Source organism: Fluctibacter corallii (assembly GCF_025751585.1).
In the GTDB taxonomy this organism is placed as follows: domain Bacteria; phylum Pseudomonadota; class Gammaproteobacteria; order Enterobacterales; family Alteromonadaceae; genus Fluctibacter_A; species Fluctibacter_A corallii.
Map to the genome: position 1 here is coordinate 38,497 of NZ_JAOWKX010000002.1, position 26,699 is coordinate 65,195.

Genomic DNA, 26,699 nt, shown 5'->3' on the forward strand with positions numbered 1-26,699 from the left:
CTACAATTTGGCTAAGAAGTCGGTTTAATAATTATAGTAATTATATGTAGACACCCACAATTGACGGGTTGAATACTGTACTACGTTGATATAGAAAATAGTGTAAAGTCAATCCATAGTAAAAGGGAATTCACTATGGCAAGACCTCGTTCAAAACTCATAAATTTGTCTGATACTCATTATTATCATTGTATTTCTCGCTGTGTTCGACAGGCTTATCTATGCGGGAAAGATAAAAAAACAGGGAAAAATTACGAACATAGGCGTGGTTGGGTGGAAAATCGATTGTTACTGCTTGCAGATATATTCTGTATTGGCTTGTGTGCTTATGCAGTTATGAGCAATCATACGCACGTAGTATTGCGTGTTGACAAATCAAGATCCCAAAAATTATCTGATATTGACGTTGCGGTGAAATGGATGCGCCTATTCAAAGGTTCTATTTTATTGCAGCAATTTATAAACCCACATAGCCGTGCGTGCATGTCAAAGGTTGAACGAGATCAAGTCAGAAGTGAAATACAGGTATACAGAGGTCGATTGGCCGACGTCAGCTGGTTTATGCGGTGTTTAAATGAATATATTGCACGAAAAGCAAATAAAGAAGACGAGTGTAAAGGACGCTTTTGGGAGGGGCGTTTCACCTCGCAAGCATTGTTAGATGAAAAAGCCGTGTTAGCCTGTATGACTTACGTAGATCTGAACCCCGTACGTGCAGGGTTGGCAACGTCACTTGAATCATCAAAGCATACGAGTATTCGTAGGCGGATTCTGGCATTAATGAAAAAAGGTAAGCTAAAGTCATTAATGCCTTTTACAGCCGAGCATGGTTCAAAAAAGTCGGAAGGTATCCCTTTTGAAATATATACCTATATAAAGCTGGTTGAAATAACAGGCAAAATTAAAAGGCCAGATAAACCTGGTTTTATTAAATCGCCATCTCTTTTTGAAGAGTGGGGGATTTCGCCTTCACATTGGATTGCCTTAACTTCGAAGTTTGAAGTAGCTTATAAAGGCAAGATCAGAGGGGATAACTTTTGCGCTAGTATGCCAAAGGCCTCTTAAATTAACCTCATATCCTTAAATTCCTCTTAGTCAGTTGAATTTTATTTTCATTTTCCTTTCTGTTAGATCTCTCACTCCAGCAACGTCAATAATCGCTTTTGTTAATATTCGAGAATCTTGAACAATTGAGCTTTGATTCACGGTGTATTTGCAATTGCTCATGGCGAAAATTCGTAATTTCGGTTCCTACGAAGGGAAAAATGGTGAAATCGGTACTAGTAATAAATGTGGGTGTCTAATCTCAAAGAATGAGCAAGCTTCTAATATGTAAAGCTTTTGTGCCAATTAGACTATGGATGATATTAATACATGACTTTATCTTTTTGCTCTTGGGCTTCAGTATTGTTGTTCAGTTTTACATTGCTAACACAAGGATTACTATGCCTCAAAAAATGAATGAAGTTGAGCTGAAAGCAGCTTTAGCGCAGTTAAATGCAGATTTGGACGAAGGAACTCACTGGAAAATTGTTGACGACAAGCTATGTAAAACCTTCAAGTTTAAAAGCTTTATTCGTGCGTTTGGCTGGATGAGTCAAATCGCCATATGGGCTGAAAAATTAAATCATCATCCCGAATGGTTTAATGTATATAACAAAGTAGAAATTAACTTGACTACGCATGATGCCGATGGAATCAGTGAACTTGACTTTAAACTCGCTGAAAAAATGGAACTGCTTAAGAGTTAAGCGGATCGTGTTCTGTTAAACGCTAGTGACCTAGTTTGCTATATGTTCTATTTGTTCGTTTTTCTGGCTATGTGAGCAAAGAATCAGCTAACGAGCGACAAGATTGAAATTTTTTTGTAATACAACTTGCGTGCCATTCTTTGCTATGTATAATACGCAGCACTTAACGGCTCAGGTCGTTTAAGCAAAGATTACAGGCGCGGGATGGAGCAGCCTGGTAGCTCGTCGGGCTCATAACCCGAAGGTCGTCGGTTCAAATCCGGCTCCCGCAACCAATTTTAAGTATAGAGTAAATCTTTACTTAGATTCTGCAATGTAATCTTATCACAGGCGCGGGATGGAGCAGCCTGGTAGCTCGTCGGGCTCATAACCCGAAGGTCGTCGGTTCAAATCCGGCTCCCGCAACCACTTTTTCAGTTAAAAGAAGTGGTTAAAAAAACCAAGGTTTTTCAATATTCTCTATATTTCCTAATTACGTAGTAGTTAGTAAACATATTTTCAGGCGCGGGATGGAGCAGCCTGGTAGCTCGTCGGGCTCATAACCCGAAGGTCGTCGGTTCAAATCCGGCTCCCGCAACCACCTGAAAATAAAGTTCTAAATCCAATCAGTTGTAAGTAATACTGCTTTTATTGTGGTGCCTTCACTAGTCCTGTTCCAGCATCTTCTTCTTCAATAGTATCCGTTAATCCTTGATAAGTGCCGCTACCAATAATTTTTGCAATCAATGCCGTGTGTTCTATCCAGTTTAAATTGTCTTTCTGTCGCTGAGCATAAAGTGCTGCTACACCAGCGACGTGTGGGCACGCCATACTCGTTCCACTCATAGCGGTTAAACCACCACCCAACCTTGCAGATACAACTTTTACACCTGGTGCGGATATATCACACTGAGTATTTGAAAAGTTTGCAATTGAATATTTGTTGCCCGATTCAGCTAGGGCGCCGACTGATATTATACCCATACCAGCGGCCGGCGGTGCCACAGCAATCTCGTAATCATCACGCCTGCTTTCATTACCTGCTGCAGCTACAAGAACTGCGCCTTCTCCGAAACTGCCTCGTGCAGTAATAAAATCAGTGAGTTGACTATATAAATTAACATTAGCTGTATAAGCTTGAAGAGCAATAGATGTTGCGGCCTCAATAGGATAGCCTCTTTGTTCAGTAAGAAAGGCAACATAACCTGGGAAGTCAATTCCCAGAGACATAGATACGACATTTGCGCCTTCATCTACAGCCCACATGATAGCGCGAGTGATACTTAATGTTCCTCCACCGCTTTGACCCAATACTTTGCCTATAATCGCCTTATTGATATTTCGAGCGACTCCAATACGCTTACCGTTTACATCTTGGCCAAAAATTGTCCCCGCGCAATGGGTACCATGCCCATGCAAATCATCGTCTGATTCATCTGTAAAGTTTTTTCGAACGATTTCCATACCATTAAATGCAGCGTGAGATGGGTCAATGCCCGTGTCGAGTACGGCAACGTTGATACCTGAGCCATCATACTGAGACGTATCTGCGGCTACGGCTTCAATTCCCCACGTATTGTCAGATAATGTATTAGAGGCAACATCGTCTTGAGACATAGGGGCGATCAATTGATGGGGCATGTCAGGTGCGATGGCTTTTGTACGAGGGTCGCGTCGCAGATCTCCAACTTCTTGGGTCGTTAGTTCGGCTTCCTCAACATTAGTTATTGCGTCACTGTGAGTGAGATGTGTGCTTCTTCCCGACCCAAATGAGGCAAATGTGGGAGGAAGGCTTTGTGATTTACGAAGAACAACAAACTTTTCCATTTTCATGATTTTCAACCTTGATACTGAGTAAACTTTCTCTATTAAAGTGTAGGTTGTAACGCGCTTCTCTCACAATGGAGAAGCGCGTAGGAAAAGTTTAGTACTCAAGGGGGTTATTCACCTTGTCTAAGTGTCAGTTTGTTATGCACTTTTCTCACATCTTCAGTTCCCTTAGCGATTTTTTCAGCTAATTGAATATCTGATTTTTTCGAAACGTGCCCCATCAAAAACACATCGCCACGGTCTACCTCAATGTCGATATCGTCACTATCAAGTTCTGTATTGAACAACATTTTTGTACCAATTACGCTGGATATTTTTGCATCTACAAACTCGTCTACGAAGTCCTTTTCTTCCCAGTCATCCACGGTTTTATCAAACTTTTTTTCCCATTTCTCTTTTTTATTTTCCGCGTAATTTGCGACCTCTTCGCGGCGTTTTTTCACATAGTCTTTTACCCATGCATCATTATCGTGGAGTACAGTTAACTTATTATCTACCTCTTTTACGCCTTCAAGCTCGCGGATTAATTCCGTTGCAAGTCGCTTATCGTAGTCACTATCAACCTTTCCTGTCAGGATGACAGTACCATTTTGTACATCCGTGTTGATGTCGAACGAGTTGAGGTTCGTGTTGAATAAAATCACGGTTTCCGCCTTTCCATCTAGCCACGCATCCATAGCCTCCTTTTCCCAGCGGTCTTTATCTGCTGCAAATGCGTGGCCAGAAAAAAATAGTGAGATTGCAATCATTGTAATTTGGGAAGACTTTTTCATCGTTATCTCCAAGTTAATAAATAAGCCATTTAGTGGTACTTTTCATTCTCACAGAGTGGGTGTCTACTATTGCCTCTACCTAAGCTACCACTTGGTGTTTACCTGTGTAGTATGGAAGAAGTTTGATGATCAACACACTGAATCCGTCTTAAGAATGGTGGGTGTCCAGTTTGTTATCCAGTTTGGTAAATAGTTCCCTATTATCATTCAGACAGCTAGAAAGTGGGTGTCCAATGAATACTCAACAACTAACGCCCTGTAATCTCGTTGAGCTAGTCGAATGATTACGGAGGCATATTGACCCCGTCTAAAGATTCTAGTTTGGTTTTAGAGAGTTAGCGAAAAATTTATAAGAAATATTTCGTGGCAAATATTCGAGAGAAATGAATGATCTGAAAAGAAAATCACGCAGTAACTAGTGATACAGGATTCAATATTCATCTTGCAATGTTAGGAGACAACATGCGTATTTTTGAAGCGCTTCGTGAGGATCATGACAAACAAAGAGCGTTATTGGCGACGTTAATGGATACGTCAGGAGCGTCGAGCACTCGAAAAGATTATTACGCCCAACTTAAAGACGAGTTGAATCGACATGCCATTGCAGAGGAACGCCACTTCTACATAGCATTAATGGAATCAGACAAGGCAATTGAAAAATCCCGTCATGGCATTGCTGAGCACCATGAAATAGACGAGTTAATAGAGAAACTTGATCAAACAGATATGTCCTCTTCAGCTTGGATGTCATATATGAAAAACCTAAACGAAAAGGTGCTTCATCATTTGGAGGAAGAAGAAAGAGAAACATTCCAACTAGCGGGACGAATCCTTTCGGATGCCCAGAAATCAGAACTTGCGACGCGTTATCAGTCTGAAATGAAAACGTAGAGGCAGAGACAAAACGTAAATTATCTAAACAGATACTGTGCAATTGTCGTAGATCGATTCTATCGTTAAAGGGAAATGGAGGAACAAACATGAGTGCTTATAAATTACGTGCAGGTCAGCAGTTTCCAGATATTAAAGTTCAATCAGAAGATGGACGGCAAGTTTCATTGGTGCCAACCTCTGACCCATCTTCACCTAGCGGCTCAGATAGGTGGACAGCAGTAATATTCTACCGTGGGCAACATTGCCCCATCTGTACCAACTTTCTTAACGAAGCCGAAACAATGGTAGGGCGTTTTCAGGGAATTGGCGTTGATTTAGTCGCTGTATCGGCTGATTCTCCGCAGCAATTGCAGAAAAATCGTGATGACGATTTGAATGTTTCTTTTCCCATATTTACTGGTTTAACCGTCCCACAGATGGAACAGCTTGGATTGTATATTTCGGAACCTATGTCAAGCTCAGAAACTGACCATATGTTTAATGAACCTGCGTTAATGGTTGTAAATAGCAGCAATCAAATCCAACTCTTTGACATTGCTAATGGCCCATTCTTACGCCCAAACTTAGAGCAACTAATTCGCGGGTTATCGTACGCCAGAGAAAATAAGTATCCGGTGCGCGGTACCCATGGACATGGTGCTTAGCAGTATAGAAAGTTACTTTTTGCGTTCAACTCACCTTCAAGAGCGTAACAGGTTGTAAAAACGTTACGCTCTGTTCGTTGTGCTATTTGCTAGTACCCGCTGAAAAGTAAGCGGTTTCGTATCGGTTAATTCACGTTTCATATGGATGTACTTAAATGACAAAAAACGTCGAAAATACAATACAGTTTTCAGAAGTTAGGACATTGGTTACTTTGTTTGTCGTAGCGCTGTGTATTACTGTTTTTGCAATTTTAGCTTCATTTGTTTTAAGCCAAAATCAGTTACATTTTGATCGTGAGATTTTGCTCCTGTTTCGAGAGTCAACCAATCTTAGCGATCCTATAGGTGCAAAATGGGTAGAAGAATTGATGCGAGATATAACAAGCCTTGGTGGAGTAGGGTTGCTTACGTTTTTTACGCTAACAGCTTTTTTCTATTTGCAACTGATTAAGCGAAGCAGATTCGCATGGTACGTACTTCTTGCAATCATTTTGGGTACAGCTACAAGTTTTGCATTGAAGTATGGATTTGAGCGGCCAAGGCCTGATTTAGTCCCCCATGGAAGTCATGTTTACACACATAGCTTTCCAAGCGGCCATTCCCTTATGTCAGCAATGGTATATTTTACTTTGGCGGGGTTGTTATCTAGAACAATGAAGCGAAAACGCATTAAAACCTTTTTTTACGCTGTCGCGACTATCATTACCTTGAGTGTAGGTATCAGTCGCGTTTACTTAGGGGTGCATTGGCCAACAGACGTTTTAGCCGGTTGGAGTATTGGATTAGCTTGGGCAATACTGGCGTTGCTGATGTCATTGTTTTTACAACAGAAAGGCTTCTTTAAGCCATTTTTAAAACTAGACACCCACAGTGAAGTACGGTGAAACAAAATGATTACCAATTAGATTATGCTATTTTCTGAATACGCTTTGCCCAGTAAGCAGCTTTACAGTTTAGTTTTATCTCTATATAATACGGGCATTATTTTTGAGACGGGCTCCCTCATTGTGACCAGTAACGTCTCGTCTGTTGCGAGAGACTCAAGTCTTTCAAACAGCACACTACGCTGTTTTATCGCACCACATTATTGCACTTTGCAGCAATTGAATTAGTGGACTAGGTCCAGCAACAAAAAGCCCCGTGAGTTCGGGGCTTTTTGTTATTCCGATTTTTGTAAAATCTTAGTCTGGGCGTTTGCCCTTTTTTTGTTTTTGGAGAGTTGATTTGTCAAGACTTGAACAAAGTTTAACCGAGATGTTAACTGCACCTGTTGAAGCTTTGGATTTTGAGCTCGTCGGCGTGGAGTTTGTCAGAGCTGGCAAGCATTCGACGTTAAGAGTGTTTATTGACCACCCTGATGGTATTACCGTCGACGATTGTGCCGATGTAAGTCATCAGGTCAGTGCTGTATTGGATGTTGAAGATCCTATTAGTACTGAATACAACTTGGAAGTCTCCTCTCCTGGTATGGAGCGCCCTTTATTTAAAGATGCGCACTATCAGGCGCAAGTTGGTCATGTTGTAGCGGTTAAGCTACGCGTGCCAATGGATGATCGCAGAAACTTTAAAGGCACACTACTGGCGTGCGAGAACGGAAACATCTCTTTAGAAGTTGATGGACAGACTTACGTGCTGGCTATTGCAAATATTGAAAAGGGTAATTTGGTCCCATCGTTTGATTGATGGTGGCAAGACAAGGGCTTTCGCTAGAAAGCAATCAGTGAGGCAACAATGAATAAAGAAATTCTGTTAGTGGCTGAAGCCGTATCGAACGAAAAGCAGGTTCCAAAAGAAAAAATTTTTGAAGCTTTGGAATTCGCTATCGCTAGCGCTACCAAGAAAAAAAATGAAGGCGAAATTGAAGTTCGTGTCAGTATCGACAGAACCTCTGGAGATTTCGATACCTTCCGTCGTTGGTTGGTTACCGCCGACGATCATGAACAAGAAAATCCATACGCTGAGATGACCTTGTCTGCTGCGCGCATCGACAATCCTGAGATTCAGGAGGGTGATTACGTAGAAGAGCAGATTGAATCAATCGCGTTTGACCGAATTACTACGCAAACTGCGAAGCAAGTTATCGTACAAAAGGTACGTGAAGCTGAGCGTTCGCAGATGATTGCGGAATATGAAGATCGTGTAGGTGAGTTAATCACGGGTACGGTTAAAAAAGTGAACCGCGACAACGTGATCATTGATTTAGGTAACAATGCCGAAGGTGTCATTTACCGTGATGATATGTTGCCAAGGGAGACGTTCCGCCCAGGTGACCGTGTACGCGGATTGCTTTACGTTATTCGCCCTGAGGCACGTGGTGCACAGTTGTTTATCAGCCGCACACATCCCGATATGCTGGTTGAATTATTCCGTATCGAAGTACCTGAAATCGCGGAAGAAACACTTGAGATTAAGTCTGCTGCTCGCGATCCTGGTTCTCGTGCAAAAATCGCAGTTAAAACTAATGATAAGCGCCTTGATCCAGTTGGAGCATGCGTGGGCATGCGAGGTTCTCGAGTTCAGGCGGTATCAGGTGAGTTAGGTGGTGAACGCGTTGACATCGTGCTTTGGGATGAAAATCCAGCTCAATTTGTTATCAATGCGATGGCACCCGCAGAGGTTGCATCTATTGTTGTTGATGAAGACAACGGCACGATGGACGTTGCGGTAGAAGCCGACAACCTTGCACAAGCGATTGGTCGCAGTGGCCAGAACGTGCGTTTAGCAAGTCAGCTGACAGGTTGGGAAATCAACGTAATGACCGTTGACGATCTTAACAAAAAGCATGAAGAAGAAAACGCAAAAGTCCTTAGTTTGTTCATGGACGGGTTAGATATCGATGAAGATTTCGCGTCTGTTTTGGTGGATGAAGGGTTCAGCACACTTGAAGAAGTGGCGTATGTTCCTGTAAACGAGCTATTGGCAATTGACGGTTTAGACGAAGACATGGTTGAAGAGCTACGTGAACGAGCGCGAGCGACACTCACTACCCGTGCGCTAGCAAATGAAGAATCACTTGATGCGTCTGAACCGAAAGAAGAACTATTAAACCTGCCAGGTATGGATAAGCACGTCGCATTTATTCTAGCCAGCCGAGGCGTTGTTGATCTTGAAGCCCTTGCAGAGCAAGGTGTTGATGACATCAGCGATATTGAAGATCTAGACGATGAAAAAGCGGGTGAGCTAATTATGGCTGCACGTAATATCGTTTGGTTCAACGAAGAATAAGCAGGTCAAAAGAGAGGAATAGTAACAGATGGCAGAAGTCTCCATTGAAAAACTCGCGGCCGATATCGGCACTTCAGTAGACCGTTTACTTCAGCAATTCAAAGATGCTGGTTTAGAAAAGCGTACAGGTGATGATGTTACTGAAGACGAAAAGCGTCAACTGCTTGATCACTTAAGCAAGCAGCATGGCGGCCAAGGGTCGGAAGCGCCTAAAAGAATGACGCTTCAGCGTAAAACAACCAGCACATTGAGTGTTGGCAAATCGAAAGAAGTGAAGGTCGAAGTACGTAAAAAGCGTACGTATGTAAAACGATCTGAAGTTGAAGAAGCCCGTTTGGCGGAAGAAGAAGCGAAGCGCAAAGAAGAAGAGCTTTTAGCCCAGCAAGAAGCTGAGCGTAAAGCTGCTGAAGAAAAAGCGCGTTTAGAAGCAGAAGAAAAAGCACGTAAAGAAGCTGAGCAAAAGGCGAAAGCAGAAGCTGAAGCAAAGGCAAAAGCAGAGCGTGAAAAGGCCGCAGCAGAAGCGGCACAGAAAGCTGAATCGCAGAAACAAGAAGTAGAGTTGTCTCCGGAAGAAAAAGCGGAGCAGGAAAAAGCCAAAGAAGAGGCTGAGCGTATGCGTATACAGCAAGAAGAAGAAGCAAAACGTAAGCTTGAAGAAGAAGCGAAAAAAGCAGCTGAAGAAGCAAAACGTTTAGCTGAAGAAAATGAACGTCGCTGGAAAGAGGAAGAAGAGCGCCGTAAAAAGCAGGAAGCAGAAGAAGTGCACATGCATTCAAATCGTTACGCCCAAGAGGCGGAAGACGAAGAAGATATGCAAATTGAGCGTAGCACCCGCCGACGTAAGAAAAAACGTAACGCAGGCGCAGATCTTAAACATAGTTTTAAAAAGCCTGCACAGCCTGTCGAGCGTGTTGTTCGTCTTGGCGAAACCATTACGGTAGGTGACTTAGCAAACAAGATGGCTGTAAAAGCTAACGAAGTGATTAAGTCATTGATGAAAATGGGTGAAATGGCAACCATTAACCAAGTTCTTGACCAAGACACAGCTGTGTTGGTAATCGAAGACATGGGTCATAAATATGAGTTGGTTAACGATAATGCACTTGAAGAAGAGTTGATGGCCGAAGCGGGTGCAGGCGACGTTGCGCCGCGCGCACCAGTTGTGACAATTATGGGGCACGTTGACCATGGTAAAACGTCATTGCTTGACTATATTCGCCGTACAAAAGTAGCGGCGGGTGAAGCGGGCGGCATTACCCAGCACATCGGTGCTTACAGTGTTGAAACTGACAATGGTCGTATTGCTTTCCTAGATACACCTGGACACGCTGCATTTACTGCTATGCGTGCACGTGGTGCAACAGCAACAGATATTGTTGTATTGGTTGTAGCTGCAGATGATGGCGTTATGCCTCAAACAAAAGAAGCGGTCCAGCACGCTCGTGCAGCAGGCGTTCCACTTATTATTGCTGTAAACAAAATGGATAAAGAAGCGGCTGATCCTGACCGTGTTAAAACTGAGTTGTCTCAATTGGAAGTTATCTCGGAAGAGTGGGGCGGTGAGCACCAATTCGTTCACGTCTCTGCGAAAACCGGTATGGGTGTTGATGAGCTGCTTGAAGCAATTAGCCTTCAGGCTGAAGTACTTGATCTCCAAGCTGTGCCTAAAGGTGCTGCCAAAGGTATCGTAATTGAATCTCGCCTTGATAAAGGTCGTGGACCTATTGCTTCTGTACTTGTACAACAAGGTGAGCTAAAAACCGGTGACATTCTACTGTGTGGCCTTGAGTACGGTCGTGTTAGAGCGATGCGTGATGAAAATGGCCAAACAGTTGATGTTGCAGGACCGTCTACGCCAGTAGAAATTTTAGGATTGTCTGGTGTACCTGTAGCGGGTGAAGATGCATTAGTCGTGTCTGATGAACGTAAAGCACGTGAAGTCGCGACAAAACGTTCTATCAAGCAACGTGAGATCAAGCTGGCTAAACAGCAAAAAGCGAAACTTGAAAACATGTTTGCAAACATGGAAGCAGGTGATGTTAGCGAACTGAACATTGTATTAAAGGCGGATGTTCAGGGTTCTGTAGAAGCTATCAATGAGTCATTGATTAAGTTGTCAACTGACGAAGTGAAAGTAAACATTGTCGGTAGCGGTGTAGGTGGAATCACTGAAACTGATGCTAGCCTTGCTGCGGCGTCAAACGCAATTGTAGTTGGCTTTAACGTGCGTGCTGATGCAACAGCTCGCCGTGTTATTGAAAACGAAGAAATTGATTTGCGTTATTACAGCGTCATCTATGACTTGATTGATGAAGTTAAGCAGGCCATGAGTGGTATGCTTGCACCTGAGTTCAAACAAGAAATTATGGGTCTGGCTGAAGTACGTGATGTGTTTAAGTCACCAAAACTAGGCGCAATTGCTGGTTGTATGGTGGTTGAAGGCTCTGTTAAACGTAATAACCCAATCCGCGTACTACGTGATAACGTAGTAATATACGAAGGTGAGCTTGAGTCTCTTCGTCGCTTCAAAGACGACGTACAAGAAGTGCGTAACGGAATGGAGTGTGGTATCGGCGTTAAGAACTACAATGACGTTAAGGTCGGTGACCAAATTGAAGTCTTCGAAGTGGTGGAAGTGAAGCGCGAAATTTAATCCTCGCGGCGTCTATCAGTGATAAAACGGAGGCTTATGCCTCCGTTTTTTGAATGGTTTAGGAGAAAAGAATATGGCTAGAGAGTTTTCCCGCACAGAACGTGTTGGACAGCAAATTCATAAAGAAATCGCTAGTATTCTGCAAAATGAATTTAAAAACCGTGATCCTCGTCTAGGCATGGTGACGGTATCTGGTACAGAAGTCTCACGAGATTTAGCGCATGCAAAAATATTTGTGACGTTTTTTGATACCGATGAAGAAAAAATCAAAGGCTACATGGATATCCTTAACGAAAACAAAGGGTTCGTGAGGACGCTACTATCTAAGCGTATTCGTATGCGCTCAGTACCAGCGCTCAAGTTTGTGCAAGACAACTCAATTACCGAAGGTATGCGTATTTCAAGCTTAGTCACAGAAACCTTGAATAAAGATAAAGAGCGTGCCAAACAGGTTGGGCGTGATATTGACGGTGAGGAAGACGCATAGGTGGCCAGGCGTAGAAAAGGTCGTCCAGTTGACGGCATAGTATTAATAGATAAACCTTTGGGTATTACGTCTAACGATGTCGTGCAAAAAGTTAAGCGCGCGTATTTTGCTGAAAAAGCCGGGCATACAGGGGCGCTTGACCCTTTGGCATCTGGCATGCTGCCAGTGTGTTTAGGTGAAGCAACGAAGTTTTCGCAGTTTTTATTAGACGCCGACAAAGTGTATGAAGTTACTGCTAAGCTCGGTATTCGTACCACGACCTCAGACGCAGACGGTGAAGTGGTTGAAACCAAACCTGTCAATGTTGATGCTGACACCTTAGCTTCTGTGGTGAACCAATATTTAGGTACATCGAAGCAGATTCCCTCAATGTTTTCGGCATTAAAGCACCAAGGAAAGCCGCTTTATTACTATGCCAGACAAGGCATTGAAATTGAGCGCGAAGCGAGAGATATCACAATTTTTAGCTTGCAGATAGATCGATTCGAGGGAGATGAAGTTGATTTGACTGTTCATTGCAGCAAAGGTACTTACATTCGTTCTCTTGTTGATGATATCGGGCAAGATCTTGGCTGCGGGGCGTACGTAACCCGTTTGCACCGTACAAAAGTGGCGGATTACCCAGTCGATAAAATGGTGACTATTGACCATGTAAACGCTTTAGTGGAAAAAGCGAATGATGAGGGTATTCCGCCTAAATCCTATTTAGACCCTATTCTTCTACCAATGGATTCAGCGGTTTTGTCATTGCCTCGGATCGCATTAGACGAGCAGTCGGAGCCATATTTTAAGAACGGTAATCCCGTTAACAATAAAGCCGCATATGAGTTTGATACCCATACTCAAGTACGCGTTTATGATGCGTCAGAACAGGTATTCTTGGGAGTGGCTGTGATTGATGAAGATAGCCGTGTAGCGCCAAAGCGTTTGGTGGTTTACCGTCATGAGAGCCATACCGCATAATGCGTGAAGAGCATGATTCGTTACCGATGCTTGTCACTTGCTATTATTGGGAATATCTCTATAATACGCGCTCTTCTTGCTCGGCTGAATTAGTGATCGGCCGAGTATTCATTTAAATTGGAGAAAGATATGTCACTAACTACACAAGAAACTGCAAAAATTATTGCTGAATACGGTGTTAAAGAAGGCGATACAGGTTCACCTGAAGTTCAAGTAGCGCTTCTTACGCACAACATCAACAAGCTTCAAGGTCACTTTGCTGATCATAAGAAAGATCACCACTCACGTCGTGGTCTACTACGCATGGTTAGCCAGCGTCGTAAGCTTCTTGACTACCTTAAAGGTAAAAACGTTGAGCGTTATCAAGACCTAATCAAGCGTCTAGGCCTACGTCGATAAGCCTACGTATCAGGTTTTAATCTCTAAAGCGTCCTTATGGGCGCTTTTTTGTATCTGCGTTCTAGTGGATGTAAATACAAAAAGGCGCGTATTCAACACGAGCGTAATATCAGTTTCGCTGACACTATTTGGTACGTTCGCTTATATTTCAAACGTATTTATTCTTATCCAACTGGCAAGCTTCTAAATTGCCGTTAGACTTATTTCATTCCCAAAAAATCGTCTGCGACTCATTCGAATGAGATATTTTCTTTTTCTGCCAGCTTTAATTTGCTTGTGTTCTTGCGCCATTATTATTGAGCGTCAAACATCGTCAATAGCAGATGGGTTGAGCCAAGCAATTCTTGATAATCAAGATACTTCGACGGTGAAAGAAGGCGCTCCAGCTTTTTTATTGATGATGGACGGGTTGCTAAATAATAGTCCAGACAATATACCGCTTCTTATTGCCGCAAGTGAGCTTAACGGTGCGTATGCGTCTGTTTTTGTTGAAGATGAAACGCGTAAACGAGTTATGACCGACAAATCCTTTACTTATGCTCAACAGGCGCTCTGTTTAACGCGTAAGAGTTTATGTGATGTAGACCAGACCTCATTGCCTCAATTAAAAGAGCACTTAAATAATATGGATGATGACTTGATGAAAGCCGTCTATGCGTATGCGAGCGCATGGGTGAATTGGGTTCAGATGCGCACAGGGGATTGGTATGCGATGTCTCAGCTGCCTAAGATGCAATTTATGCTTGAGCAAATTACTTCTGAAAATGAATCCTTCAAAGAAGGGGCACCGTATCTCTATTTGGGGGGGATCAGCACATTACTGCCCGCATCATTAGGTGGAAAGCCTGATCAAGGTAGAGACTATTTTGAAAAAGCGATAGCACTTTCAGGTGAAAAAAACTTGATGGCAAAAGTGTTGCTGGCCGAGCGCTACGCACGCTTAATATTTGATCAAGCATTGCACGATAAGTTACTCACTGAAGTATTGGAAAGTGACACCCACATTAAGGGTTACACACTGATGAATACATTGGCAAAAGCGAAAGCCAAAACTTTACTGAAGCAAAGTGCCGACTATTTTTAATTTGGAACAAACCATTATGAAATGCACGTTTATCTTGGCTTTACTCATACTCTTTAGTCACTCCTCGTTAGCTTCTACGTTAAAAATTGCCACACTCTCACCTGATGGGACGGCGTGGATGAAATTAATGCGCGAAGGCGCTAGAGAAGTGGAAGATGCCACGAGTGGCCGAGTAAAAATCAAATTCTATCCCGGTGGCGTGATGGGATCAGACAGTGCAGTGATGCGTAAAATTCGCTTAAGACAATTACATGGCGCGGCTTTACCAACTGGTGCTCTGTATGATGCCGCACCTAACTTACGTCTCTACAACGTACCTGCACTTTTTCAGTCATTTGATGAGGTAGACACCGTCAGGAAAACGCTAGATCCCATTATGTTGAGCGAGCTTGAACTGGGAGGGTTTGTGTCTTTGGGGTTTGCTGAAGGTGGTTTTGCCTATCTAATGAGTAAGAAGCCTATTTCTAACCTTAATGAGATTCAACAGAGAAAAGTATGGGTGCCCGAGGGAGATGACTATATCTTAGATGTTGTTCGAAATTTTGGTGTGATGCCTATTCCATTGGGGATTGCTGATGTGTTGGCAGCGCTACAAACCGGAATGATTGATACCGTTTCAAGTTCACCTACCGGGGCTATTGCGCTGCAATGGCACACGCAAGTCTCACATATGATGGATTTTCCGATTTTGTATTTCCTTGGTACGCTTGTGATTGACAGCAAAGCGTTTTCGAAGCTAAAGCAAGAGGATCAATTGGTCGTTAAGCGCATAATGCGGGCAAAATTTGCTGACATTGATATGGCAAATCGTAGAGACAATTTGTCGGCCTATCTCGCTATGCAGAAAATGGGTGTCAAGTTGCATAAATTAGCGCCAGAGGAAGCGGCAAATTGGCGCATGAGAGCAGAGCAGTTAAGTAGTATGTTGACTGAGCAGGAACAAGTATCGATTGATTTATACGTAAAAATTAAGCAGCTACTCAATGCGCCTCAATAAAAAACATCGTTCTTTAACACACTTCCTGGTGTTGCTTGCGCGAATTGAAGATGCATTGTTAATAATAACGATGCTGGCATTGCTTATTTTGGCGAGTGCTCAAGTGTTATTGCGGAACGTATTTGATGTGGGTGTCCCATGGATTTCGCCCTTATCTAATGTGTTGGTGCTTTGGTTAGCATTTTTAGCAAGCGGTATTGCCACCCGAGAACGCAACCATTTAGCCATTGATTTACGTCATTATTTTCCTATCTACTTACAACGCATATCTGGGGGTCTTGTCGATATTGTTGCGGGTGCTGTCTGCGGATTTGTTGCGTGGCATTCTGTTGAGCTAATTCGTTATGAATTTGAAGACGGGTTACTGGCATTTGCTTCGGTGCCAATGTGGCTAACTGAAATGATAATTCCCCTCGGTTTCGCATTGATGGCTATCCGATTTGCAATGAGTGCCGTGCAGCACTGTTTTAGTCAGCCTAATAGCGAAGAAAGGACGTGACAAGATGATACCAGTAATCAGTGCGGTGTTATTTTTGTTGGCTCTCATGCGATTACCGATTTTTGTCGTGCTTTTGGCTGCATCTATTTTAGGGTTTTATGCGCAAGATATCCCCTTTTCTATTATTGCAGCAGAGATTTACCGCTTAACAGATACGCCGCTACTTGTCGCATTACCGCTGTTTAGTTTGGCAGGATATCTATTAGCGCAGAGCGGAACACCCAATCGTTTAGTGCAAATCACTGCGACGCTATTTGGTTGGATGCCTTCTGGACTGCCTATCGTTTGTTTTTTTATCTGTGCGTTTTTTACTGCATTAACGGGAGCATCAGGCGTAACCATTGTGGCCATTGGTGCTTTACTTTACCCCGCTTTACTCAAAGGAGGGTATCGAAAACCGTTTAGCCTTGGGTTGGTGACTACATCAGGTAGCCTAGGGCTGCTGCTTGTACCTTCGATGCCTCTGATATTGTATGGTGTGATTGTGCAGCAGATGGGGTTATCGGTACGCTTTGAAATGAACGACCTTTTTTGGGCCGGTATATTACCTGCCTCGTTGATGATTGGCTTACTAAGCGCGTACAGTATATGGGCTAATCGAAAGCACAAAGTAGCGCAAGACAGGTTTACGCCAAGAAGTATAAAACGTGTTTTGTGGGATGCGCGTTGGGATTTGCCTTTACCTTTTGTCGTGTTAGGGAGTATATACAGCGGCTTACTGGCAATTTCTGAAGTTGCGGCGATGACAGCTGCTTACGTAGTGTTTGTGCAGCTATGTTTGTATAGAGAAATCCCTCTAAAAGCATTGCCTAGTATTGTTAAAGATTCTGCCATCATGGTGGGGGAAATTTTACTTATTTTGGCTGTGTCTTTGGCGCTGTCTAACGTGATAATTGATGCAGAAATTCCCTCAAGGCTATTTGATGTTACTCAACAATTTATAGACAGTAAGTACACATTTTTGTTGGTGCTGAATCTATTTTTATTGGCACTTGGGATGCTGTTAGATGTGTTTTCTGCATTAATGATTATTGTTCCCCTTATTGTTCCAGTCGCGTTGTCTTATGGTATTCACCCAGTGCATTTAGGTATTGTATTTTTGGCCAACATGCAGATTGGCTATTTTACGCCGCCAGTGGGCATGAATTTATTTATTGCGAGCTACCGCTTTAAAGAGCCGATTACGGTGCTTTATCAGTCTACATTGCCGTTTTTTTTAGTGATGTTGGCTAGTGTGTTGATTATCACTTATGTACCGTTTCTGAGCCTTGCATTTATCGATTGATACATCAATCTAACTAAATAATGACATCGTCGAGTGTGCCGCAAGCAAAATCCATAAGCACCCGTTGGCGTTCTTCCTCTGTGAGAACACCGACAAAGGGGGTAAAGCGTCTTAATTTGCGCATGTATGGAGAGTCGTCAAGCAGCGTCGTCATAAATAGTGAGGCGTCGTCAGTGGCTTCCATTAACGTTAACCAAGTTAGGTAGTGACCATGACGAAGTTTTCCCATTTGGTAGCGTTCTTCGATTTTTTGAATGACTTGTTGTTGTAATTCTGGCGATGCGAGAATCTTTTTACCCATTGCATGATGCAGCACCCGAATTTGGCGGTCGATGTTTTCGTGTTTAATGCTACGGTGTCGAATTCTGGGTGGCACAATGATTAACCTGCGTCAGCGAAAGAGGAGCGGTTTCTCTTTTGATTACGCGGTTCAGCGGAAAAAGATCCTATAAGTAAAATATTTTGATGCAATAAGGTAACTGGCACGATATTGAGCACGCGAATAAATTCACTTTCCTGCTTTTTAATACGATTAAATGCCAATTTGTCGACCTTACTAAGCTTTGTACAGCGCTTTTGATACCAATAATTATCTAAGGGTAAATACGTGGAAGAGATAAGAGAATGAGCAATCATCATGCCTGATTTTTCCTTAATCCCTTGATAGATCTTCTCACGTTGTGCTTTTTTTGACAGTGCACTTTGACGAAGATTCACGTACTTTCCATTTGATAGCTTTGCAAAAAACCAACTTCGGTCAGTGGAGTCTGACGCACTCAATATGGTTTTAAGTTTCGTAGAGTGAGATGAGTTTTCTGGGTCATCCACCAGCCATCCGTGGGTGGCGAGTTGACGATCTGCCATTTTAAATGGATAAAGACTCTTGTGCTTTCCATCCGTTTTGGCAAAACGTAAACGTTGAGGGATATCTTCACCTTCACCAATTAAGATTTGCACGCCAGGCAGGCAAGAAGACGAGAATGCCCAAAAATAGTCAAATAGATGCCTATCTGCACTGGATGTCTCGCGTTGAGACAGATAATCGTAGTGTTTCGCAAAAAAGTTACCAAAAAAGAGCTGCTTTTTCTTTTGATGTTTGCGACTGATGTGTAGGTTCACTTTGCCTGTTTGCGGATTGTATGCCACAACGCGATACACGAAACCAATAAATGCATTGTTATCCAGCTTTACAGCTAATCTTTTTGGCAGCGTATCAGGTGGAGCGTCTAGGAAAAGACATAGGCCTGTTGAGGAAATATTGACGACACGGCCCTGTTTCGATTTAAGCCAGTGAGTGCGAACTTTGACTTTGGCATTCATTGCATAGCGTTCGTTTTCTCTTCGATCAGAGTAGGGCGCTATACTTATTCGCGGCGAGGGGAGAAGTGTTTTCTCTACGTATTTCTCAGCGATAAAGTGGGTTGAAATAGGCTCATGAACACGAAAGCCGTTTAATTCATGTGTCACATCGGTTACAAAGAGCGCCGTTGAAAAACGTTTATCCGCATTGGATATAGGTGACGTTAATTGCGCAAGTGTCGCTTTGACTTCCGGGGCTGTATTTTTTGCCGCACTGATACGCAGCACTTTTAAAGTATGGTTCTCTTGCCCATACTTGATAAAGCTACCCAATAATCGATCCTGCTTTAGCTGCCTTAACGTACCAACGTAACGCACAGGTTTGTTGTCAATTATGTCTGTGAACTGAAATTGATACGATTCAGACATTTTCTCTAAATCTTGAGAGACCTGTTTCATCGCATTGGCACAGAGTGAAAGCAACAACGCATTCGGTTGCCCTAGCGATAAACTGAGCCAATATTCAGGACGTAAATAGTCTAACTGCTCAGAGCACAATAAGGCTTGGCTTGCAGAATTCGATAGTAGCGCGTCGCAATACAGCATTTGTTTTGTTCGTTGAGCTTCTTGCTCTGCCACGAGTGGACACACCGTCAATTGTGCTTGAATATATCGACTGACCTTTTCAGCCCATTTTTCGAAACCGTGGAGAACGAACTTTGCAGCGTATTTGCCTCGTCCTTTTAACGGCTTAACACCATCGTATTGGTACTCAATATGCATTGGTTCGATCGATAAGTTTGCAATGGCTGGGAAGGTAAACGCGACTTTTTCGCCTAAAAAGCAGGGAGGCTTAAACGATGTAGCAATGAGTAGTTTATTTTTACTCAATGCATGTATTGTTTGTGGTCTACCATCATCGAACTCAGTGCTATGGACGGTAAAATCTGGTACTAAATGTGGATCGGCAGGGAGCGTATCATTAAGAGAAACGGCACAATCTACTGAGTAATCCTGTTCTACACGCTCGCGAGATTCTTTAGCAATTTGAGCATAGTAACGTGATTCACTAGTGATGGCCTCATACACACCGTGGGTGTAAAGATTATTATACTTAACCAGCTCGTCGTCAAGAATACGTCGGCCAACACTGTCGAGCTCAACTTTTACCTTGCCTACCTTAACTATGCTAGTGAGCTCTTTCGCGAATTGTCTACTCGATGCATTTTTGTCACAGGGAGCAGCCAAGCGTGTTACTTCATATTCAATTTCAGACAGATACACAGCCGGAATTCTAGAACTGAATTTATTCAGACCTTCCTGTAACTTGCCTCTAGCAGCAAAAGGAACGAGTGCGCGGATAACGCCTTGGTATTGATCGACAACAGAGCGGTGGGCTTTAGCCACGGCATCCGCCTGATAAAACAACAATCATGCTTTAATTACTACTACATTTGTAAGGTGCGTTTTAACGAGCGTTTTTGAGTGCTGTCCCAGTCTAATCAGACGACACCTATTGTGCGGCCTTGAGTGTGTAAACACCGAAGGCGAGTTAAAACCGCAAAGTGTTCTAAGTATTTGTTAATCCAATGGTGTTTATAAATAATTTTAATCTAAATGTAAAAGTAAATCGCTAAATACCTGGTCAAACCTGCCGATTACCTATACGCACTATATTTTACTGACTATTCTTATTTTCAGTGGTTTGTACTTGTTCTGAGGTATGAACAAAGACTGTTTGTGAGTTTCGCCATAGCGAACAAGGAAATGGATTTTGTGATTGCCACAATGTGATTGCCACAATGTGATTGGCACAATGTGATTGCCACAATGAATTAGGTTAAATACTGGAATTAGTTTAATTTTTTGTCAGCGAGTGTTATAAAGCCAGCCCTGCCGCATACTTATGTGGTTGAATGAGTCAGGAGAGAACATGGCACGGAGAAATCAATCCGTTACGAATAACGAATACAAGTTGAAGCCCGACACAACACTTATATCTTCAACAGATTTACGTGGTGTTATCACCCATTGCAATGATGATTTTTGCGAAGTGAGTGGCTTCAGTTACGACGAGTTGATGAATAAAAATCACAATATCGTGCGTCACCCCGATATGCCTAAAGCGGCATTTAAAGAGCTTTGGGATACCATTAAAACCGGTAAGCCTTGGATGGGGCTAGTGAAAAACCGACGTAAGAATGGTGATTATTATTGGGTGTCTGCTTTTGTCACTCCGGTCTTGGAAAATGGTAAAGTGGTGGGGTATGAGTCTGTCAGAACCAAGCCAACAGATGCGCAAATTGAGCGAGCTGAAAATGTATATCAGCGTATCAATAAAGGGCAATCGCCGTTAACTGGGACAGATAAACTCGTACAGTTTTTTAAGCAATGGATCAGCGCAAGCATATCGGGAATCGCAGCCTTCGTTATACTCGGCTTGATGGGGACATGGCTTGGCGGTGTCATCGCATTACTTGCTGTATTGATCAACAACGGCATTAAAAATGTTGCTCAAAAGCAGGAATTGCTTAGCCTGTTAAAGTTAGGAGGAAACTCTTACTCAAACGGTTTGGTTGCTCAAACCTATTTTTCTGATCATGAGTCGTTAGCGCGAGCTAAACTAGCCATGTATTGCGAGCTTCGACGCAACGATACTGCACTCACGCGTATTTATGATGCCAGTGCCTCACTTGACGATATTGCACTGGAAACAGAGCAGCAAGCAAACAGCACTAACGTCGTAGCTGAACAGCAAAGCCACGCAACACGTGAAGTCGCTTCAGCAATCACTGAAATGACTACGGCCATTCAGGATGTTGCTAACCGCGTTGAAAATAATGCGGGAAGTGCAAAAGTTGCGTCGCAGAATGTTGAGGAAGGCTTAGCTGCGGCTGACAAAGCTATGGTTGCCATCGAATCTTTACGCGAGGCGGTGGAATCTATCTCTCAAACGGTACAAGAATTGGCTGACTCTACCAATGAAATTGGCGAGGCGGCTAATATTATTTCATCGATTGCAGAGCAAACTAATCTGTTGGCTTTAAATGCGGCTATCGAAGCTGCGCGTGCAGGAGAGCAAGGACGTGGATTTGCCGTTGTGGCTGATGAAGTGCGTAATCTTGCCTCTAAAACTCGCGAGTCTACCGATGAAATTCATGGTGTTATCACTAAACTGATTGAGCGCTCAAACCGTGCTGTTGAGGTGTCTGAGCAAGGTATGGCATCTGCGACCTCTGGCACGATGATTGTTGAAGAAACACGCGAAGTGCTTTCTCGTATTAATCAATCAGTAGGCGCTATCGCAGATATGACAATCGAGATGTCGGCGACTATCGAGCAGCAAAGTAGTGTTGCGGATCACATTAATCAGCAGATTATTGATATTGCTGATGGTGCCAGTGAGACCCGCAATGCATCGGAAACAGGTTTGAAGTCGAGTAAAAACTTGTTGAATACTGTCCATCAACTACGTTCGCTGGTGGCACGATTTAGAGCATCGTAACCTACTATTACTCCGATAAAGCGGGTTTATGTGACCCGCTTTTTTGTCTCTCGGCTTTGTTCGTAATGACCAAGATTAACACTATACAAGTATTAATCACTTGCATTTCATATTACCTTGCATTTTAATGAAATCAGATAGTTACAAGGAGGTTATAATGAAAAAATTCTATGTATTAGTACTTGCGCTTGCTCTGGTCTCAGGTCAAGCAATCGCTGATAAAGGCGCAATCGGTTTTTCTGCAAGTGTATCCGTATCTGGCTTTTTCAGTCCTGAGCTGACCGAGGTAAAAGTCGATGAAGTGTTTGAAGGTTCGCCTGCGGCACTTGCTGGGCTAAAAGCAGGATATCTCATTACTTCTATTGATGGGTGTAACGTACCAGGTTGTTCAGCCAGTAAAGCGAAAAAACTCATGAAAAAGACGCCAGGAGAAACCCTAAATCTGCGCGTGAAGCCCGACGAAAAGAGCGATGAAATAAGCATTGCAATTCATGTTCAATGATCGGCTTCTTTAGGTTAGCATTACCTTAACTTAACGCTATCTCAGACCGCTGATGTACACTGAATTACTTTACTGATTATTCATTTAGCAGTGGGTACAGCATTGTCTCTAAGCCATTCACTTTTACTTCATGAATAAGCGCGAGTTGTTCGCCGAGCTTCCCTGATGGAAACCCTTGCTGATGGAACCAAACCAAATAGGGCTCGGGGAGGCGGAGCAACGGTAACCCTTTGTACTTTCCAAAGGGCATTGTTTGGTTAATTGCCTCTACCAGTGTTTCGTGGTTCATTTAAAAGGGTCCATGTTTTCTTGACTAGACTCTGCTTGCTGGGCTTGCCACATATGGAAATATTTATTGTGTTTTGCGAGTAATTCAGCGTGCGTGCCTGATTCAACAATACGTCCACCCTCCATAACAATAATTTGGTCGGCATGTTTAATTGTTGAAAGGCGATGGGCGATGACCAAACTGGTATGGCCCACCGCAATCTCATTGAGTGCTGATAAAATGGCCTTTTCCGATTGGCTGTCTAATGACGACGTTGCCTCATCAAACAGCAATATTGGCGGATTTTTTAAGATAGTACGAGCGATGGCGACGCGTTGTTTTTCGCCACCAGAAAGTTTAAGGCCTCGCTCGCCGACTTTTGTATGAATACCATCGGGAAGTGAGCCAACAAAGGCATCGAGATGTGCAAGTCGAATTGCATTGTAAACATCTTCATCGGTGGCATCGGGTCGACCATATTTAATATTCTCAAATAACGAATCGTTAAATAGTACCGTGTCTTGCGGTACGATACCGATAGCCTTACGTAAGCTCTCTTGCGTGACGTTGCGTAGAGGCTGTCCGTCAATCAAGATGCTTCCTTCGGTAGGTTCGTAAAAACGAAATAGTAGCTTGACCAAGGTTGATTTGCCGGCTCCGCTATCTCCCACAACTGCAAGTGTTTCTCCCGGTTTTACAGTGAACGAGATGTCTGACAATATTTTGCGTTCGGGTGCGTAATGAAAGCCCACGTGTTTAAATTGAATTTCTCCACGTTGAATGTTAAGGCTTTCTGCATTGTGGGTGTCTACTACTGCCGGAGATTGGCGCAGTAGAGCAAACATGTTTTCGATATTTGCCAGTGAACCACGTATTTCGCGATACACAAACCCTAGAAAGTTCAATGGCATAAATATTTGCATAGTAAAGGCGTTGATTAAGACGAAATCACCAATGGTCATCTTACCTGATTCTACCCCTTTAGCTGCTAGATACATCATTGCAGTCATGGCCGTGGCAATGATAAATGCTTGTCCGCCATTGAGGGCAAATAAAGATAGACGATTTTTACGGCGAGCGGATTCCCAATCCGCTAAATCAGCGTCATATCTGTTTGCTTCGTATTGTTCGTTGTTAAAATACTTAACCGTTTCATAATTAATTAGACTGTCTATTGCACGAGTATTGGTGCTTGAGTCTGCTAGATTCATTTCACGTAAGTACTTAGTGCGCCAGTCAGTGGCTTTCATAGAGAAAAATACGTAGGTCACCACTGACAGTAAAATCACTAACGCAAAGTGTGCTCCGTAATTAAAAAATAACAACCCAACCACAAAGACAATCTCTAGTAGGGTTGGGCCAATGTTGAAGACCATAAATCGCATCAGGAAGCTGATGCCACTGGTACCTCTTTCTATGTCTCTAGACAGCCCACCTGTTTGTCGGTTGAGATGAAAATCGAGATCTAACGCGTGTAAGTGTTTAAAGACTTTTAGTCCAATTCTACGCATAGCACGCTCGGTAACCCGCCCAAAAAGCGTATCTCTTACTTCACCCAATAGCACGTTCATGAGGCGTAAGAAGCCATACGCAAAAATTAATGCAATTGGAATGGAGAGCAGTGTTAACTGAATAGCGTCTAGATTTAAATTATCTACGATGTGTTTGAGAACGAACGGCATACCCACGCTGGCCACCTTTGCCAATACCAAACACAGTAAGGCTAAGACTACCCTTGATTTGAATTCCATAAGATACGGAACCACAGATTTGACTACCGCAACATTAACGGGGGTATCGGGAGAAATAGGAAATCGGCTAGCGCGCATAATATTGATAAGCTGAATAATTTTGCATAGTGTAAAGAAGATGTCTGTCTTTTTATAGCGATTAACGCAGTTTCACTGACTAAATTTTTACTGTTTGACGTTGCTCATAAGCTTATGCATTCGTATTCATTTTGCAGCCGCAGTGGTCGGTGGTTGAATACGGTATTTACAAGAACACACGACGGAGCATTGCGAGGCGATATCTAATGCATTAATTTGGCGTACCTTATACTATCGCGCCAGTTAATTACATCGCATCTAAGCAGCTTTAAACAATGAATAACGAGAATAACATGCAGAAAAAACCGGAACTTTCTTTTTGGCAAATATGGAACATGTGTTTCGGCTTTTTAGGTATCCAATTTGGCTTCTCCTTACAAAATGCCAACGTTAGCCGGATATTCGAAACCTTGGGGGCAGATTACGGCAATATGGCAATTCTGTTTGTTGCTGCACCGATTACAGGGTTAATTGTGCAGCCGATAGTGGGCTATTTAAGTGATAACACCTGGAATCGTCTTGGAAGACGGCGACCTTTTTTCCTTATCGGCGCAATTGCTGCGAGCTTGTCACTTCTTATCATGCCAAATTCACCCTATTTGTGGTTTGCTGCTGGCATGCTTTGGATCATGGATGCGTCTATCAATATTTGCATGGAGCCCACAAGAGCCTTTGTCGGAGACATGCTACCCAAGCAGCAGCGCGCAACTGGGTATGCAATGCAAACTTTTTTCATTGGGGTAGGGGCGGTTGTGGCTTCTGCACTGCCTTGGATGATGTCAAATTGGTTTGATATTAGTAATACCGCCGCACCTGGTGTTATTCCCGATTCGGTTAAATTCTCATTTTACGCGGGCGGCGTGGTGCTATTTTTAGCGATTATTTGGACTATTGTCTCAACCAAGGAATATTCGCCAGAGCAACTTGAGGCGTTTGAGCGCGCTGAAGAACATGAAGGCGGTGTGATTGTTGAGCATCATGCTCCTCGCACCGCTAGTACTTATTTCAAACAGGGAAGTCTGTGGTTAGTAGTGGGAGTAATATTATCGGCATTGCTCACGTATCATATTGATGCACTTGATAAAGGCTTGTTTATTTTGACCGGCGGGATCGCATTTTTCGGTGTGTGTCAGTTAATTGCTGGCTGGCTAACCGAGCATCACACAGGCAAAAACGGATTCAGTGAAGTCATGAATGACTTGTTTTCTATGCCGCAAACTATGAAACAATTGGCTGTCGTCCAGTTTTTTTCTTGGTTTCCTTTTTTCGCAATGTGGACATACATGACTGCTGCGGTTACGTCGCACCATTATGGTAGCAGTGATCCCACGAGCGTGCTTTATAATGAAGGTGCTGACTGGGTGGGGGTACTCAATGCAGTGTATAACGGTACGACTATTTTTGCGGCAATGTTGATTCCATTAATGGTGCGATGGATGAATTTACGCTATGCCCATATGATTAACCTGTTTCTTGGTGGTGCGGGCTTTTTGTCTTTTTTATGGATTCAAGATCCCACGTTACTCATTATTCCCATGATTGGTGTGGGCTTCGCATGGGCATCAATTTTAGGTGTACCTTACGCGTTATTGTCGAACGCCTTGCCAGCAAATAAAATGGGCGTGTTCATGGGAATTTTTAACTACTTTATTGTGCTTCCACAAATTTTAGCGGCCAGTATTTTAGGTTTTCTCGTGAGTAAGATATTCAGTAATGAACCTATATATGCGTTGGTAGTGGGTGGCATGAGCATGTTGTTAGCAGGAGTGCTAACGCTCAGAATTCAGGAAAACGTAAAGGGCGCGTAACGTTTGAGATTGCCTTAAACGCTAA

General features: G+C 43.1%; 24 protein-coding genes and 3 tRNA genes. 21 read left to right on the plus strand and 6 right to left on the minus strand.

Annotation, left to right across the window (positions count from 1 at the left end; genetic code table 11):
• Positions 1 to 135: 135 nt before the first annotated feature.
• The 5 genes from OE749_RS03655 to OE749_RS03675 all read left to right on the plus strand — a co-directional run bounded on the left by OE749_RS03655 (position 136) and on the right by OE749_RS03675 (position 2,331).
• The gene (locus OE749_RS03655; protein ID WP_263711011.1) at positions 136 to 1,065 is read left to right on the plus strand and encodes a transposase; all 930 of its coding nucleotides are present in this window, start codon (positions 136 to 138) and stop codon (positions 1,063 to 1,065) included.
• A gap of 380 nt (positions 1,066 to 1,445) precedes the next feature.
• The gene (locus OE749_RS03660) at positions 1,446 to 1,751 is read left to right on the plus strand and encodes a 4a-hydroxytetrahydrobiopterin dehydratase (protein ID WP_263711012.1); all 306 of its coding nucleotides are present in this window, start codon (positions 1,446 to 1,448) and stop codon (positions 1,749 to 1,751) included.
• 198 nt (positions 1,752 to 1,949) lie between these two features.
• Positions 1,950 to 2,026 (plus strand) — tRNA-Met (locus tag OE749_RS03665).
• Between the two features lie 56 nt (positions 2,027 to 2,082).
• Positions 2,083 to 2,159 (plus strand) — tRNA-Met (locus OE749_RS03670).
• 95 nt (positions 2,160 to 2,254) lie between these two features.
• Positions 2,255 to 2,331, plus strand: a tRNA-Met gene (locus OE749_RS03675).
• Between the two features lie 47 nt (positions 2,332 to 2,378).
• Here the strand turns inward: OE749_RS03675 and OE749_RS03680 are convergent.
• Entirely contained in the window at positions 2,379 to 3,563 is a 1,185-nt protein-coding gene (locus tag OE749_RS03680; protein ID WP_263711013.1) for a S8 family peptidase, read from the minus strand.
• Positions 3,564 to 3,670: 107 nt separating this feature from the next.
• Entirely contained in the window at positions 3,671 to 4,333 is a 663-nt protein-coding gene (locus tag OE749_RS03685; protein WP_263711014.1) for a BON domain-containing protein, read from the minus strand.
• A gap of 462 nt (positions 4,334 to 4,795) precedes the next feature.
• Here OE749_RS03685 and OE749_RS03690 point away from each other — a divergent pair, with 462 nt between their 5' ends.
• From OE749_RS03690 to OE749_RS03750, 13 genes are all read left to right on the plus strand, one after another.
• Positions 4,796 to 5,224 (plus strand): hemerythrin domain-containing protein, encoded by a 429-nt coding sequence (locus OE749_RS03690; RefSeq protein ID WP_263711015.1) that lies wholly within the window; start codon positions 4,796 to 4,798, stop codon positions 5,222 to 5,224.
• Between the two features lie 89 nt (positions 5,225 to 5,313).
• Positions 5,314 to 5,871, plus strand: a complete 558-nt coding sequence (locus OE749_RS03695) for a redoxin domain-containing protein (protein ID WP_263711016.1) — start codon at positions 5,314 to 5,316, stop codon at positions 5,869 to 5,871.
• 155 nt (positions 5,872 to 6,026) lie between these two features.
• Positions 6,027 to 6,755 carry a phosphatase PAP2 family protein gene (locus OE749_RS03700; RefSeq protein WP_263711017.1) on the plus strand — a complete coding sequence of 243 codons (729 nt, stop codon included), beginning with the start codon at positions 6,027 to 6,029 and terminating at the stop codon, positions 6,753 to 6,755.
• A gap of 340 nt (positions 6,756 to 7,095) precedes the next feature.
• Positions 7,096 to 7,554 carry a ribosome maturation factor RimP gene (rimP, locus tag OE749_RS03705; protein WP_263711019.1) on the plus strand — a complete coding sequence of 153 codons (459 nt, stop codon included), beginning with the start codon at positions 7,096 to 7,098 and terminating at the stop codon, positions 7,552 to 7,554.
• A 48-nt stretch (positions 7,555 to 7,602) separates the two neighbouring features.
• On the plus strand, positions 7,603 to 9,096 hold the full coding sequence (gene nusA, locus OE749_RS03710; RefSeq protein ID WP_263711020.1) for a transcription termination factor NusA: 1,494 nt from the start codon (positions 7,603 to 7,605) through the stop codon (positions 9,094 to 9,096).
• 28 nt (positions 9,097 to 9,124) lie between these two features.
• Positions 9,125 to 11,749, plus strand: a complete 2,625-nt coding sequence (infB, locus tag OE749_RS03715; protein WP_263711021.1) for a translation initiation factor IF-2 — start codon at positions 9,125 to 9,127, stop codon at positions 11,747 to 11,749.
• Positions 11,750 to 11,822: 73 nt separating this feature from the next.
• Entirely contained in the window at positions 11,823 to 12,236 is a 414-nt protein-coding gene (rbfA, locus tag OE749_RS03720) for a 30S ribosome-binding factor RbfA (RefSeq protein ID WP_263711022.1), read from the plus strand.
• A complete protein-coding gene (truB, locus tag OE749_RS03725; RefSeq protein WP_263711023.1) occupies positions 12,237 to 13,199 on the plus strand; it encodes a tRNA pseudouridine(55) synthase TruB in 963 nt (320 codons plus the stop codon).
• A gap of 129 nt (positions 13,200 to 13,328) precedes the next feature.
• Positions 13,329 to 13,598: a 30S ribosomal protein S15 gene (rpsO, locus tag OE749_RS03730; protein WP_263711024.1), complete on the plus strand. Its 270-nt coding sequence runs from the start codon at positions 13,329 to 13,331 to the stop codon at positions 13,596 to 13,598.
• Positions 13,599 to 13,926: 328 nt separating this feature from the next.
• Positions 13,927 to 14,682 (plus strand): TRAP transporter TatT component family protein, encoded by a 756-nt coding sequence (locus OE749_RS03735; RefSeq protein WP_263711025.1) that lies wholly within the window; start codon positions 13,927 to 13,929, stop codon positions 14,680 to 14,682.
• Between the two features lie 16 nt (positions 14,683 to 14,698).
• Positions 14,699 to 15,679, plus strand: coding sequence for a TRAP transporter substrate-binding protein (locus tag OE749_RS03740; RefSeq protein WP_263711026.1), 981 nt, complete (start codon positions 14,699 to 14,701; stop codon positions 15,677 to 15,679).
• Positions 15,666 to 16,178, plus strand: a complete 513-nt coding sequence (locus OE749_RS03745) for a TRAP transporter small permease (protein ID WP_263711027.1) — start codon at positions 15,666 to 15,668, stop codon at positions 16,176 to 16,178. The genes OE749_RS03740 and OE749_RS03745 overlap by 14 nt, the downstream gene beginning before the upstream one ends.
• 4 nt (positions 16,179 to 16,182) lie before the next feature.
• Positions 16,183 to 17,463, plus strand: a complete 1,281-nt coding sequence (locus OE749_RS03750) for a TRAP transporter large permease (RefSeq protein ID WP_263711028.1) — start codon at positions 16,183 to 16,185, stop codon at positions 17,461 to 17,463.
• A 13-nt stretch (positions 17,464 to 17,476) separates the two neighbouring features.
• Here OE749_RS03750 and OE749_RS03755 read toward each other — a convergent pair whose 3' ends face one another.
• Both OE749_RS03755 and OE749_RS03760 read right to left on the minus strand, forming a co-directional pair.
• Positions 17,477 to 17,839: a hypothetical protein gene (locus tag OE749_RS03755; protein ID WP_263711029.1), complete on the minus strand. Its 363-nt coding sequence runs from the start codon at positions 17,837 to 17,839 to the stop codon at positions 17,477 to 17,479.
• 5 nt (positions 17,840 to 17,844) lie between these two features.
• Entirely contained in the window at positions 17,845 to 20,169 is a 2,325-nt protein-coding gene (locus OE749_RS03760; RefSeq protein WP_263711030.1) for a PilZ domain-containing protein, read from the minus strand.
• A 526-nt stretch (positions 20,170 to 20,695) separates the two neighbouring features.
• Between OE749_RS03760 and OE749_RS03765 the strand changes: the two genes are divergently transcribed.
• Both OE749_RS03765 and OE749_RS03770 read left to right on the plus strand, forming a co-directional pair.
• A complete protein-coding gene (locus OE749_RS03765; RefSeq protein WP_263711031.1) occupies positions 20,696 to 22,267 on the plus strand; it encodes a methyl-accepting chemotaxis protein in 1,572 nt (523 codons plus the stop codon).
• Between the two features lie 157 nt (positions 22,268 to 22,424).
• Complete coding sequence (locus OE749_RS03770) at positions 22,425 to 22,769, plus strand: PDZ domain-containing protein (RefSeq protein WP_263711032.1); 345 nt, start codon at positions 22,425 to 22,427, stop codon at positions 22,767 to 22,769.
• 76 nt (positions 22,770 to 22,845) lie between these two features.
• Here the strand turns inward: OE749_RS03770 and OE749_RS03775 are convergent, their stop codons facing one another.
• Both OE749_RS03775 and OE749_RS03780 read right to left on the minus strand, forming a co-directional pair.
• Positions 22,846 to 23,058: a DUF3820 family protein gene (locus OE749_RS03775; protein ID WP_263711033.1), complete on the minus strand. Its 213-nt coding sequence runs from the start codon at positions 23,056 to 23,058 to the stop codon at positions 22,846 to 22,848.
• Complete coding sequence (locus tag OE749_RS03780) at positions 23,055 to 24,866, minus strand: ABCB family ABC transporter ATP-binding protein/permease (RefSeq protein WP_263711034.1); 1,812 nt, start codon at positions 24,864 to 24,866, stop codon at positions 23,055 to 23,057. The genes OE749_RS03775 and OE749_RS03780 overlap by 4 nt, the downstream gene beginning before the upstream one ends.
• A gap of 275 nt (positions 24,867 to 25,141) precedes the next feature.
• Here OE749_RS03780 and OE749_RS03785 point away from each other — a divergent pair, with 275 nt between their 5' ends.
• Positions 25,142 to 26,674 carry an MFS transporter gene (locus tag OE749_RS03785; RefSeq protein WP_263711035.1) on the plus strand — a complete coding sequence of 511 codons (1,533 nt, stop codon included), beginning with the start codon at positions 25,142 to 25,144 and terminating at the stop codon, positions 26,672 to 26,674.
• Positions 26,675 to 26,699 lie beyond the last annotated feature (25 nt).

What these genes read in the sequence shown, in the direction of transcription:
- OE749_RS03780 (WP_263711034.1), bottom strand. Translation starts at nt 24,866, where the DNA reads ATGCGCGCTAGCCGATTTCCTATTTCTCCCGATACCCCCGTTAATGTT.
- nusA (WP_263711020.1), top strand. Translation starts at nt 7,603, where the DNA reads ATGAATAAAGAAATTCTGTTAGTGGCTGAAGCCGTATCGAACGAAAAG.
- OE749_RS03690 (WP_263711015.1), top strand. Translation starts at nt 4,796, where the DNA reads ATGCGTATTTTTGAAGCGCTTCGTGAGGATCATGACAAACAAAGAGCG.
- OE749_RS03770 (WP_263711032.1), top strand. Translation starts at nt 22,425, where the DNA reads ATGAAAAAATTCTATGTATTAGTACTTGCGCTTGCTCTGGTCTCAGGT.
- rpsO (WP_263711024.1), top strand. Translation starts at nt 13,329, where the DNA reads ATGTCACTAACTACACAAGAAACTGCAAAAATTATTGCTGAATACGGT.
- OE749_RS03680 (WP_263711013.1), bottom strand. Translation starts at nt 3,563, where the DNA reads ATGAAAATGGAAAAGTTTGTTGTTCTTCGTAAATCACAAAGCCTTCCT.
- OE749_RS03745 (WP_263711027.1), top strand. Translation starts at nt 15,666, where the DNA reads ATGCGCCTCAATAAAAAACATCGTTCTTTAACACACTTCCTGGTGTTG.
- OE749_RS03655 (WP_263711011.1), top strand. Translation starts at nt 136, where the DNA reads ATGGCAAGACCTCGTTCAAAACTCATAAATTTGTCTGATACTCATTAT.
- OE749_RS03660 (WP_263711012.1), top strand. Translation starts at nt 1,446, where the DNA reads ATGCCTCAAAAAATGAATGAAGTTGAGCTGAAAGCAGCTTTAGCGCAG.
- OE749_RS03740 (WP_263711026.1), top strand. Translation starts at nt 14,699, where the DNA reads ATGAAATGCACGTTTATCTTGGCTTTACTCATACTCTTTAGTCACTCC.
- OE749_RS03695 (WP_263711016.1), top strand. Translation starts at nt 5,314, where the DNA reads ATGAGTGCTTATAAATTACGTGCAGGTCAGCAGTTTCCAGATATTAAA.
- OE749_RS03775 (WP_263711033.1), bottom strand. Translation starts at nt 23,058, where the DNA reads ATGAACCACGAAACACTGGTAGAGGCAATTAACCAAACAATGCCCTTT.
- OE749_RS03700 (WP_263711017.1), top strand. Translation starts at nt 6,027, where the DNA reads ATGACAAAAAACGTCGAAAATACAATACAGTTTTCAGAAGTTAGGACA.
- OE749_RS03750 (WP_263711028.1), top strand. Translation starts at nt 16,183, where the DNA reads ATGATACCAGTAATCAGTGCGGTGTTATTTTTGTTGGCTCTCATGCGA.
- infB (WP_263711021.1), top strand. Translation starts at nt 9,125, where the DNA reads ATGGCAGAAGTCTCCATTGAAAAACTCGCGGCCGATATCGGCACTTCA.
- OE749_RS03685 (WP_263711014.1), bottom strand. Translation starts at nt 4,333, where the DNA reads ATGAAAAAGTCTTCCCAAATTACAATGATTGCAATCTCACTATTTTTT.
- OE749_RS03765 (WP_263711031.1), top strand. Translation starts at nt 20,696, where the DNA reads ATGGCACGGAGAAATCAATCCGTTACGAATAACGAATACAAGTTGAAG.
- rbfA (WP_263711022.1), top strand. Translation starts at nt 11,823, where the DNA reads ATGGCTAGAGAGTTTTCCCGCACAGAACGTGTTGGACAGCAAATTCAT.
- OE749_RS03785 (WP_263711035.1), top strand. Translation starts at nt 25,142, where the DNA reads ATGAATAACGAGAATAACATGCAGAAAAAACCGGAACTTTCTTTTTGG.